Annotated in this window: 10 protein-coding genes and 1 pseudogene; 8 read left to right on the forward strand and 3 right to left on the reverse strand. The window is 70.4% G+C overall.

The features are described from left to right. Both VGS97_RS11605 and VGS97_RS11610 read left to right on the forward strand, forming a co-directional pair. The coding region (locus VGS97_RS11605; RefSeq protein WP_326853383.1) for an acetyl-CoA carboxylase biotin carboxyl carrier protein subunit at positions 1-454 on the forward strand (454 nt) is incomplete at its 5' end. A 100-nt stretch (positions 455-554) separates the two neighbouring features. After that, entirely contained in the window at positions 555-1,463 is a 909-nt protein-coding gene (locus tag VGS97_RS11610; protein ID WP_326853384.1) for an NADP-dependent oxidoreductase, read from the forward strand. 42 nt (positions 1,464-1,505) lie between these two features. Here VGS97_RS11610 and VGS97_RS11615 read toward each other — a convergent pair whose 3' ends face one another. Continuing rightward, entirely contained in the window at positions 1,506-2,138 is a 633-nt protein-coding gene (locus VGS97_RS11615) for a hypothetical protein (protein WP_326853385.1), read from the reverse strand. Between the two features lie 167 nt (positions 2,139-2,305). Between VGS97_RS11615 and VGS97_RS11620 the strand changes: the two genes are divergently transcribed. The 3 genes and pseudogenes from VGS97_RS11620 to VGS97_RS11630 all read left to right on the forward strand — a co-directional run. Continuing rightward, entirely contained in the window at positions 2,306-3,295 is a 990-nt protein-coding gene (locus tag VGS97_RS11620) for a MerR family transcriptional regulator (protein ID WP_326853386.1), read from the forward strand. A 159-nt stretch (positions 3,296-3,454) separates the two neighbouring features. After that, positions 3,455-3,964: an MscL family protein gene (locus tag VGS97_RS11625; protein WP_326853387.1), complete on the forward strand. Its 510-nt coding sequence runs from the start codon at positions 3,455-3,457 to the stop codon at positions 3,962-3,964. Between the two features lie 63 nt (positions 3,965-4,027). Continuing rightward, positions 4,028-4,507: pseudogene (locus VGS97_RS11630) on the forward strand (MarR family winged helix-turn-helix transcriptional regulator); the annotation flags it as partial. 361 nt (positions 4,508-4,868) lie between these two features. On the opposite strand, the gene VGS97_RS11635 reads toward VGS97_RS11630, so the two are convergent. Beyond that, complete coding sequence (locus VGS97_RS11635) at positions 4,869-5,870, reverse strand: pyridoxal-phosphate dependent enzyme (RefSeq protein ID WP_326853389.1); 1,002 nt, start codon at positions 5,868-5,870, stop codon at positions 4,869-4,871. Between the two features lie 178 nt (positions 5,871-6,048). Between VGS97_RS11635 and VGS97_RS11640 the strand changes: the two genes are divergently transcribed. The 3 genes from VGS97_RS11640 (at position 6,049) to VGS97_RS11650 (ending at position 10,381) form a co-directional block, all read left to right on the forward strand. Next, positions 6,049-6,666 (forward strand): TetR/AcrR family transcriptional regulator C-terminal domain-containing protein, encoded by a 618-nt coding sequence (locus VGS97_RS11640; RefSeq protein ID WP_326853390.1) that lies wholly within the window; start codon positions 6,049-6,051, stop codon positions 6,664-6,666. 220 nt (positions 6,667-6,886) lie between these two features. Then, complete coding sequence (locus tag VGS97_RS11645) at positions 6,887-7,969, forward strand: alpha/beta hydrolase (protein ID WP_326853391.1); 1,083 nt, start codon at positions 6,887-6,889, stop codon at positions 7,967-7,969. A 294-nt stretch (positions 7,970-8,263) separates the two neighbouring features. After that, positions 8,264-10,381 (forward strand): bifunctional diguanylate cyclase/phosphodiesterase, encoded by a 2,118-nt coding sequence (locus VGS97_RS11650; protein WP_326853392.1) that lies wholly within the window; start codon positions 8,264-8,266, stop codon positions 10,379-10,381. A gap of 178 nt (positions 10,382-10,559) precedes the next feature. Here the strand turns inward: VGS97_RS11650 and VGS97_RS11655 are convergent. After that, positions 10,560-10,894, reverse strand: a 335-nt coding sequence (locus tag VGS97_RS11655; protein ID WP_326853393.1) for a Gfo/Idh/MocA family oxidoreductase, incomplete at its 5' end; no start/stop codon positions are given.

Genomic DNA, 10,894 nt, shown 5'->3' on the forward strand with positions numbered 1-10,894 from the left:
CGAAACGCAGTTCGCCACGGTGATCCCGCCGTTTGAGGGCCCGGCGATCGACGCGCCGGAACCAGTGGAGCGGGAACGGGTGGTGGTGGAGGTGGCGGGGCGGCGCCTGGAGGTGGTGCTGCCCGCCGCTTTGGCCACGACTGCCGGTTCGAGCAGCCCTGGTGCGCGTGCGGGTGGGGGTGTGCGCCGGGCGCCGGGACGACGTGCCGGCGGCGGGCGCGGCGCGGCGTCGGTCACGGGGGACGCGCTGTGCTCACCGATGCAGGGCACCGTGGTGAAGGTCGGCGTGGTGGAAGGACAGGTGGTGGCGGTGGGAGACCTGGTGGTGGTGCTGGAGGCGATGAAAATGGAGCAACCCTTGACCGCGCACAAGGCCGGCACGATTGTTGCGTTGGCCGCGCAGGTCGGGACGAGCGTGAGCGCCGGAGCCGTCCTCTGCGAAATCAAAGACTGAACCGGACCGAACACTCGACCGGCAGTTGACGTGCCGCGCGCCCTGAAACGCAGCAGACTGGGACCGGAACCCAGCGCTGCGCACGGAAGGCACGCATCCCATGACACGAGCGGTCCTCTTCGACGAATACGGCGGACCCGAGGTCCTGCGCCTCGCCGACCTGCCCGAACCCGAGCCCGGCCCCGGCCAGGTCCGCATCCGGGTGCGCGCCGCCGGAGTGCAGCCCGCCGACACCAAGCTGCGCAGCGGTGCCTGGCGCAGCTGGGCCCCCGTCACCTTCCCGGCCCGCCTCGGCAACGAGGCCGCCGGGGTGGTTGACGCGGTCGGCGCGGAGGTGACCGGCTTCGCCCCTGGTGACGAGGTACTCGGACCCGCGAACGGCGCCTACGCCGACGCCGTGGTCACCGACGCCCGGCTGCTCGCGCTGAAGCCCGCGGCGCTCTCCTGGAGTGAGGCCGGCGCGCTTTCCGCGTCGGGGCAGACGGCGTCGACCGTGCTCGAAGACCTCGGCGTCGGACCGGGGGAGACCCTGCTGATCAACGCGGCGGCCGGCGGCGTCGGGCTGATGGCGGTTCAGATCGCCGTCGCGCGCGGCGTCCGGGTGATCGGCACCGCTCGCGAGGCGAACCACGACTTCCTGCGCGGTCTCGGCGCCATCCCGGTCACCTACGGACCCGGCCTCGCCGACCGGGTGCGCGCTGTGGCCCCGCAAGGCGTGGACGCCGCCCTCGACGCGGCCGGCGGTGACGCGCTCGACATCTCCCTGGACCTGGTCGGTAAGCCGGACCGGGTCGGCACGATCGTCGACCAGGCCGCCGCCTCGCGGCTCGGCGTGCGCTCCCTCGGTACCCGGCGCTCCGGCTCGCGGCTGGCGGAACTCGCCGCCATGGCCACTGCCGGAGAACTGCGCGTGTTCGTCTGGAAGGAATTCCCGCTGGCGGCCGCCGCGGAAGCGCACCGTGAGAGCGAGGGCCGCCACCTGCGCGGGAAAATCGTGCTCGTGCCCTGACGGATCGACGGGCCCGTCCTCCAGCACAGTTGTCGCTGCCGCTCAGCCGGTGGTCGACACCTGATCGAAGCTTGGCGTGAGCATGCCGAAGAACGCCCCTGCGGCTGACGAGCCATGGCCGGATTCGCGGGCCAGTAGGCCCGTGAGCTCCTGTGTCAGCCGGAAGGGTACGGCCTCGGCGCGGAATCCGCTCGGGCTCGGCATGCCACCTCCTGCCAGCACCTCTGCGTAGTCGGCTGTTGCGAGCGTGACTTCGCCGACAGTCGGTGAGCCGTCGAGCGAGAGCGCAGCGCGCCAGGACACCTCAGGCATGAGGCTGATGACGAAAGGTCCGAAGCGGATGACCCGCCGCATTGCGGGCCAGCTCGGATTCGTCGTTTTCGTCGTCGTCGAGGGCAGGCTGATCAGCAGTGCACCCGGGTAGACCATTCGGTCCCACGCATCAAAGCTGGCTGCCACCCTGGGACTCACGGGCATCGTGAATCCGCGGTGATCGGAGTCGAGCTTCACGGGTGCCTGGGCGGTTACGGTCGCACCGGTCCGGGCCAGCCACGTGGCGAAGGCGTTGCCGAACGTCACGTGCGCGGTGCCCCACGTGGACAGATAGATGTCGGCGAAGTTCGGCGTCGAAGCGCGCGCTGCGGTGGCAGCGGACGAGCCGGACGCGATCAGCATCGATGCCGCCGCGCGAACGATCAGTTTCCGAATGCTCACGCCGGACGAACGCGCCGGATCGCGGCGTGGACACGCCGCATTGCTCCGATTGTGTGACCGCCATCACACCGATGGGCGCGAGAAACTGCCTTGAGTCTCCATCTGCTGGAACCGGGAGCGTAGAGGCCATGGAAGACCGCGCCGCGAGACGGCTGCTGACGATCGGACAGCTGTCCGAGCTGACCGGGGTGCCCGTGCGCACCATCCGGTTCTACTCGGACACCGTCTACGGCGCAGCCCCGATCCTCGAGCCCGCCGCCCGCAGCCGGGCAGGCTACCGCCTCTACGACATCGAGGCGGCTGCCCGGCTGGAACTGGTGCGCACCCTGCGCGACCTGGACATCGACCTGCCGACGATCGCCCGCGTGCTGGCCAAGGAGGTCACCGTCGCCGAGGTGGCCGGCGCGCACGCGGACGCCCTGGAGGCCACGGTCAGGGTGGTGCGGCTGCGGGTTGCCGTGCTGCGCGCGGTCGCGGCCCGTGACAGCGACTGGATGGAGATGGAACTGATGCACCGACTGGCCAGACTGGACGCCGCCGAGCGCCAGCGCATCCTCGACGGATACCTCGACCGTGTGTTCGGAGGCCTGGACGCGCAGGAGTCCGGCCGCGACAACTTCGAGCAGATGATGCGCTCCGCGTTCCCCGACCTGCCCGAGAACCCGACGCCCGAACAGGTTGAGGCCTGGGTCGAGCTGGTCTCGCTGATCCAGGACGACGACTTCATCGCCCGCTGCCGGCTGATGGCCGAACACGGCGCGGCGAAGCGCGCCCGGATGAACGACGAGCAGTGGCAGCGCGACCAGACCGCGTTCGGCACCGTGCTCGTCCCCGGGGCGATCAAGGCGTACGGCGAGGGCATCGAACCGGACTCGGCCGAGGGCCGTGCGCGGGTGGACGCGATGGCCGCGGCGTGGACCGAGGCGGCCGGAGTGCAGGACGGTCCGCGCGCTCGCGAGGAACTGCTGGAGAACCTGGAGGTCTTCCTCGACCGGCGGGCCGACCGCTTCTGGGCGCTGGTCGCCACGGTCAGCGGCCGCACGGGCCCGGCCGGTGCGGGCGCCCCGTCGTTCGAGTCGATGGAGTGGCTGGTCAAAGCCCTGCGAGCAGCGCTCTGAGACACCGCGTAGTCGGACTGACACGCCGTCATCCAGCGTGTCAGTCCGACTACGAAGTCAGGGCTGGACAACGCGCCGTCGATACGCCAATCTGCCCTCTGCATCGCGCTGTACGCAGGCGCGCAGGGTGACTCATGGCGTGATTCAGGGGTGGGGACGATGGACGGCTTCTTCAAGTTTGTCTTGCGCGGAAACGTGATCGGCCTCGCGGTCGGTGTCGTGATCGGCGCGGCTTTCAACACCGTCGTTACGGCCTTCGTCAGCGCGTTCCTCAGCCCTCTGGTGGCGTGGGCGACGAGCAACGTCGGCGATTACAGCAAGTTGGCGTTCCATCTCGGCAACAGCACCTTCGGATACGGCGCGTTCATCAACTCCACGATCGCGTTCGTGCTGACCGCCGGGGCCATCTACTTCCTGGTCGTGCTGCCGGTCAACAAGATCAGCGAGGAGCTCAACCCGCACCACGACCTGTCCAGGTCCAAGCGGGCCTGCCCCGAGTGCCTCACCCAGGTTCCGGCGATGGCCCGGCGGTGCAGCGCGTGCACCGCGTACATCGAGCCGATCGCGGACGAGGACTCCGACAAGCTCATCGAGGCCGCGCCCGGCGAGATCTCGCTGACCACGACCGCGTCGCTGACGCTCAAGCCTGGCACCGTAAAGGCCGAGTGAGGGCCGGACGGCGGCAGCGCGAGCAGCCGGGCCGTCGGCGTGCCGATGGCTAGGATGAACTGCATGACCGGGGCAACCGGCACGCCCGAGACGGCCGCGCCCGAGCCGCGCCACGAACCGCGCTGGCTCGACGCGCGGGAGAAGCGGACCTGGCTCGCCCTCCTGGCCGCGATCGACATGATCGACGAGGAGCTCGACCGGCAGCTGCAACGCGACGCCGGTATGCCGCACGCCTACTATATGGTGCTCGCCGCGCTCTCCGAGTCGTCCGAACGCAAGATGCGGATGAGCGACCTGGCGTCGAGCAACAACGCGTCGCAGAGCCGGTTGACCCACGCGGTCAACCGGCTCGTCGCGGCGGGCTGGGTGCGCCGGGAGAAGTGCACCAGCGACCGCCGCGTCGTGTACGCGGTCCTCACCGACGAGGGCTTCGACGTGCTGAGGGCCGCCGCCCCGGGACACGTCGAGGCCGTGCGGGCGACCCTGTTCGACCGGCTGAGCCCGGAACAGGTGCGCCAGCTGCGTGAGATCAGCGAGACCCTGATCGCCCGGTCGGGCCGCCCGCCACGCTGGCCGGGTCTCGAAGACGTCGACGGGGAGGGCGGTCCAGACGGTTCAGACGGCGGGGCGCCAACGGCGAGCGCTTCCGATTTGCCGGCGCTCTCCGACCGGCAAGTCGCCGCCAGCCGGCAACGCTTGCCGCCGAGCGACAGCACCGATCGTTAGCGCCGACCGCTAAGGGCCCGGCGCGGAACAACTTGGCCGATTCGTCTCTGGATCGCCACTTCTGAGCGCACCGGGGTCGAGGCCGAGTACGCTCGGCACGAGGCCTCGGCCTCGACCCCGGCACACTCAGTGGCGGCGCCCAGGGCGTGAATCTGCTCAACTTGTTCCGCGCCGGGCGTTAACGCCCCAGGCTTGCCGGATCGGTGTTCGCGCCGGTTACGACGACGACCACGCGCTCGTACACGTCCGGCACGTACGCGCCGGATTGGATCGCGGCCAGCGCCATCGCGGCGCCGTACTGCGCGGGCAGCCGCCGCTCGTCCCACAGCGACCGGCGGGCCCGCGCGATCTCCTCCTCGGTCACCGCGACGGGTCTGCAACCCGCGCCGCGCGCCAGGTCCAGCGCGAGTTGCGAGATCCGCCGCGCGCCCAGCGAGTCCGCGGCCAGCGTGCTCCCCGGGACGTTCACCGGGTGGCCGGCGTCGAGCGCGGCGCCCAGCGCCGGGGCCGCCGCCGGCTCCACCGGGACCACCCTGATCCCCGTGTGCTCCAGCGCCGCGCAGGTGCCCGCCAGCAGCGCGCCGCCGCCGACCGGAACCAGCACCGTGTCGATCTCCGGGCCGACCAACTCGTTGACCTCCGCGGCGAGCGTGCCCGCACCCACCGCGATCAGAGGATTGTCATACGAATGCGAGAGCAGGGCCCCGGTTCGGTCGGCGTATGCGGCCGCGGCTTGCTCGGTCTGCCGTGCACCGCTGTCGGCCCGGCGTACCTCTGCACCGAGGAGGTGCAACTGGCGCATTGCTTGCGCCGGACAGTCCTGCGGTACGAACACCGTCGCGCGGGTGCCCGTCTCATGCGCCGCCCAGGCGCAGGCCAGCCCCGAATCGCCGCTGCTGAACGTCGCGATCACCACGCCGGCCTCCGGGACCGCGCCGTGCTCCAGGTGGTAGAGCACGAAGTTGGCCGCCCCGCGCGCTTCGTAACCGCCGGTGACTTGAGTCGTGTCGCAGGCCAGGTACAGACTGGTACGGTCGAAGGGTCCCGGGTCGGCGGCCACCAGCGTCACCGGCCGGATCCGCTGCGCGATGCGCCCTGCCGCGGCTTTCACGTCGGCCGGGCCGATGGGAGGGGTGCCCATGTACGGAGTCGCGACGGCAGTGCCGATACCGGCAATCATCTCAGGCTCACTCGTTTCGGCGCGCGCCGACTCCGCAGCGCAATGCGGAGCCGGTAGGTTGCACAGCTCGCGACCCGCGGCCCGACGCGGGCGGCGCGGCACTGGCCGCCCCTTCCTGGCTGATACACCGTAAGATACGCTGTATCCCATGGCTCGTCCATCACTCGGCGAAGATTCTTTGTCGCTCGACGTAATCGCGCGGGCAGCCTTGCGCATCATCGACGGCGAAGGCGCCGACGCGCTCAACTTCCGCCGGCTGGGCAAGGAACTCGGCGTCGCGCACATGACCGTCTACCGGCGGCTGGCCGACTACAAGGTCCCGCTGGATGGCTGCGTACTCGACTACGTCGTGGGCACCATCCCGCAACTGCCGCCGGACGCCACGTGGGCGGACGCCACCGAGGCCCGGTTCACCGCGCTGTACGAGCTGATCGTCGCGCACCCTGGCATCGTGGCCATGCGCCGGGGCGGGCCCTGGCTCGGCCCGAAGGTGATGCAGCGGCTGATCGAGCCGCAGCTGTCGGCGAACCTCGCGGCCGGGATGACGCCCGATCAGATGGTGCGCGCATACCGCCGCATGTACCTGTTCACCCTCGGCTGCGCGTGCTTCACCGATCACGCGACACCCGACGCGGTGGTGCAGCGCACCCGCGCCGCCGTGGCGCTCCTGCCGCCCGACCTGTTCCCGGCGGTCACCGGAAACCCCGACGCGGTCCTCAAGGGCGTCATAGACCACGAGGTCTTCTACGGCGGCCTGCGCCAGCTGATCCGGGCCGCAGACCCGGGTCTCGGCTAACGATGACGCCGGTTTCCGCGGAAGTCATCAGAAGAGACGAAGACAGCTAACCCGTTCGTATAAAGCTCCTTTCGTTTGGGCGAACAGCGCGGCACCGTGGCAGTTGCCTGTCGTTGCACGGCCGACGGGGCACGGGCCGACGAGCCCGCTGACGCAGCGCCGCGACCCGCGGCGCCCCCGCGGGAAGGAGCATCCTGATGAACCGCAGCGAGGGCGCGCGATGAGCCGCGCTGAGATCACCGTCGCGCGATACCACGGCTTCGGCTACGACTGCCGCACCCTGATCAATCCGAACCCTGACATGGATCCGGTGCTGCTGGTCGGCGGGGCGTTCCAGCAGAAGTCCGCCTGGGGCCGGCTCGAAGCGGTACTGGCCGCGTCGGCGTCCGTCGTCACCGTGGACCTGCCCGGCTGGGGCGAGTCCGATCTGCTGCCGTCCCGCTACGGGATGGAGTTCCTCGCCGACGCACTGCACCACGTGCTCGAACTCGCCGGGCACCGCCGCGTGTACGTCTTCGGCGGCTCCTACGGTGGCGCGGTCGCCTTCCGGCTCGCCCAGCGGCACCCGGAGCAGGTACACGCCCTCGCGCTGATGGGCACCGGGGCACGCATCGTCGAACCGCTGCGCTCCCGGCTGCTGCGCACCGTGTCGCTGCTGCGCGCCGGCCGGCTCGACGAGTTCGCCGACTACTCCGTCTCACTCCTGCTCAGCGGGGACGGCGGCGCCAGGATCGCCCGCGGCCCGGTGGTGCGCCGCATCCTCTCGGGGATCTTCCGCGGCATCAGTGCCGAAGACGGGGCCAAGTTCGTCGAGAACACTCTGCGGCTGCTCGATCACGACCTGCACGCCGTGCACCCGCCGGTCACCGTTCCCGTGCTGCTCGGCACCGGCGAGCACGACGACTTCACCACCCCGCAGCTGTGCCGCCCCCTCGCGGCGTACTGCACCGATGCCCGCTTCACGCTGTTGCGGGACGCCGACCACGCCGTGCACCTCGAAGTCCCCGACGCTCTTGGCGAACTGCTGCTGCGCTTCTTCACGGGCCGGCCGCTGGATGGCCTAGCGTCCTGCCACCCGATCGAGTACGGCGTTTTCAGCCAACCCGGTTTCGGGCCGAGCGGTTTCGGACAACCCGGCTTCAATCAAGCGTCCGTCGATCAAGCCGGCCTCGAACAAGCCACTGCCGGAAAAGATGGACTCGAACCGGCCGGTTTCGAACAGGACAGCGCCCCCGGAGACGTCGAAACGCCGCCGACTCCCGTCCCGGCATCAAGGAGCCATTCGGCCCGTAGCCTCGGCTGAAGTGGTTTAGCATGTTCCGTCACCCGAGCGCGCTACCGGACCACGCCTGCCTCTTCCGCGACGCCGCCTCGAACGCATATGGTGATCGCGCACGCGGCGGAGGGCTGGAACCATGGCACGACCGAACGAAATCCCTTGCTACGTGCATCCTGGCGGTTCCGGTCTGGCCCGGATGCACGGCCGGGTTTCCGTCGGCCTTCGCCACGTCGCGCTGGGTCGCCGCACCGGCGCTCCCAGTGTCGATACGGGACCGTATGGCGCCGCCGTCGGGCGGGTCGAGACGGAGCGGCTGCCTTGACCAAACCCCAGGCGGTGGAATCCGTAGCCCGTGCGTGGACTCGTGCCATCGCCGACACGAGCTATGTCACGTACACGCCTGCCGAGACCGACGCGCTACTGCTCGACTACACCTCGCAGGCCGCCGAAGCGCTGGTCGGGGAGCGCGACCCGGCGATCGCAGGCCGCCGTATCGGCGCGTCCCTGGTGGCCGGGCATTACACCGACCCCTCGTCGCTGGCCGCCACGCTCTGCATCTTTGCCACGTGCGGCGCCACGCTCGGGGGCACGGCGGATACCCTCGCGGCTCTTCAGGGCGGCATCGCCGCTGGTTACGCCACGGCGCTGCGTGAGCTGACGCTCAATCAGCAGGAGGCCATCCGCAGCGCCGCCTTCGCCGCCCGCGACGAGAGCGAGGCCCGGTTCCGCGCGGTGTTCTCCTCGGCGCCGATCGGCATCGGACTGGCCGACCTCAACGGCCTGGTCGTTGAGGTCAACCAGACGCTGGCCACCATGCTCGGCCGCACCCCCGACGCGTATCGCGGTCGGCACATCCGGGAGATCGCCCAGCCCACCGACCCGCCCGGGCTGTGGGCGGCGCTCGACGAGGTGCTGCGCGGTGACCGCGACTTCTACTCGGTGGACAAGGAGTTCTCCCGGGCGGACGGCAGCCACCTGTGGACTCACCTGCGGGCCACGGTGATCCGCGACGAGATAGGCCGCCGCCGCTTCCTGCTCGGCCTGTTCGAGGACATCACCGAACGCCGGTCGATGCACCTGCACCTGCGGCACCAGGCCACGCACGACCCGCTCACCGGCCTGCCAAACCGGACGCTGTTCTTCGAGCATCTGGAGGAGCTGCTGGCCGCCGCCGACCCCGAGTCCAAGGTCGCGCTGTGCTACCTGGACCTGGACGGGTTCAAGGAGGTCAACGACACGCTCGGGCACGTCGTCGGCGACCAGCTGCTGGTCGGCGTGGCCGAGCGGCTGGCCCAATGCGCGGCGCGGCCAGGCCGGCTGGTGGCCAGGATGGGCGGCGACGAGTTCGTCATGCTGCTGGCCGACCACGCCGACGCGGTCCTGGCGACCCGCGTCGCCGACGAGATCCTGGAGGCGTTGCGCCGCCCGATCTCCTTCGAGAGCCGCGAGATCCCGGTGTCGGCCAGTATCGGCGTCGTCGAGCACTCGATCGGCGGAGCGCACCCCACCGAGCTGGTGCGCGCCGCCGACATCACGCTGTACTGGGCGAAGGCCGAGGGCAAGGGCCGCTGGGCGCTGTTCGACGCCGACCGCAGTGCCTCGGAGATCACCCGGTACACCCTCAGCGCCGCGCTGCCCGGGGCCCTGGAGCGCGGCGAGTTCACCGTGGACTACCAGCCGATCGTCGATCTCAAGACCGGCGCGGTGCGAGCGGCCGAGGCGCTGGTGCGCTGGCGGCACCCGGACTTCGGACTGCTCAAGCCGGACCGGTTCATCGGCTTGGCCGAGGAGACCGGCGTCATCGTGCAGCTGGGCCGCTGGGTGCTGCACCAGGCCTGCGCCGAGGCCGCCACCTGGGGCCCAGTCGGCCCGGACGGCACGCCGCCCGCGGTCAACGTCAACCTGGCGGTGCGTCAGACGCACGATCCGCAACTGGTCGCCGACGTGTTCAAGATCCTGGACGAGACCAGTCTGCCGCCGCAGCAGCTCCAACTGGAGATCACCGAGAGCGCGGTCATCGGCACCGAGGACGGCTCGCTGGACGTGCTGCGCGAACTGGCCAAGCAGGGCGTGCGCATCGCCATCGACGACTTCGGCACCGGCTACTCCAACCTCGCCTACCTGCGCCAACTGCCCGCACACATCGTCAAGATCGACGCCTCGTTCACCGCCGGACTGAGAGCCGGTGGCACCGACGGCCACGTCGACGAGCAGATCGTAGGCGCCCTGGTCTCGCTCGCCCACGGCCTAGGCATGACCGTGACCGCCGAGGGTGTCGAGGACCAGGAGCAGACCACCCGCCTAGCCGCACTAGGCTGCGACGCCGCGCAGGGCTGGTACTTCGCCCGCGCGGTCCCGCCCTCCCAACTCGCCGGCCTGCTGGCCCTCCCGGTCACCGGCGTCCCCACCCCCTTAGAACGCCGCCGCGCCCGGTAGCCGACTGTCCCCGCCCCAGCCGCCCGCCCGCTGATGCCTGTGATGACAGACCGAGGTCATCCGGGGCTGGACTTGGATGGCTGGGCCAGATGGCGACTTGGTGCGCCAAGTGAACTGCTGGTTGGGCCAGCTGGGCTAGTTGGTTGGGCTGGGTGGATGGCGGGGCCAGGCTAGCTGGCTAGGACTCGGCGGCCATGCGGCGGGCGGTTTCCAGGATGCCGATGGAGCGGACGGCGTCGGCCGGATCTACTGGTGGGGGAGCGCCGTTGATCAGGGTGTCGGCGATGGCTGTGTAGTAGTGCTCGTATGTGCCGCGGTCTGTTTCGACGGTGATCGTTTCGCCGGGGACGCCCAGGGTGCCGTAGTGCGCCAGGTCGTCTGCGCCCCAGTTCGGGTCGCCTGGGCGCATGCCGCTGCGTAGTGCGTCTTCCTGCACGTCCAGGCCGTATTTCACGTACGCGGCTTTTGAGCCCAGGACTCTGAAGCGCGGGCCGGAGTTGCTGGCGACCGAAC

It is taken from the genome of Actinocrinis sp. (assembly GCF_035946395.1).
GTDB lineage: Bacteria > Actinomycetota > Actinomycetes > Streptomycetales > Catenulisporaceae > Actinocrinis.

What these genes read in the sequence shown, in the direction of transcription:
- VGS97_RS11610 (WP_326853384.1), top strand. Translation starts at nt 555, where the DNA reads ATGACACGAGCGGTCCTCTTCGACGAATACGGCGGACCCGAGGTCCTG.
- VGS97_RS11615 (WP_326853385.1), bottom strand. Translation starts at nt 2,138, where the DNA reads ATGCTGATCGCGTCCGGCTCGTCCGCTGCCACCGCAGCGCGCGCTTCG.
- VGS97_RS11620 (WP_326853386.1), top strand. Translation starts at nt 2,306, where the DNA reads ATGGAAGACCGCGCCGCGAGACGGCTGCTGACGATCGGACAGCTGTCC.
- VGS97_RS11625 (WP_326853387.1), top strand. Translation starts at nt 3,455, where the DNA reads ATGGACGGCTTCTTCAAGTTTGTCTTGCGCGGAAACGTGATCGGCCTC.
- VGS97_RS11635 (WP_326853389.1), bottom strand. Translation starts at nt 5,870, where the DNA reads ATGATTGCCGGTATCGGCACTGCCGTCGCGACTCCGTACATGGGCACC.
- VGS97_RS11645 (WP_326853391.1), top strand. Translation starts at nt 6,887, where the DNA reads ATGAGCCGCGCTGAGATCACCGTCGCGCGATACCACGGCTTCGGCTAC.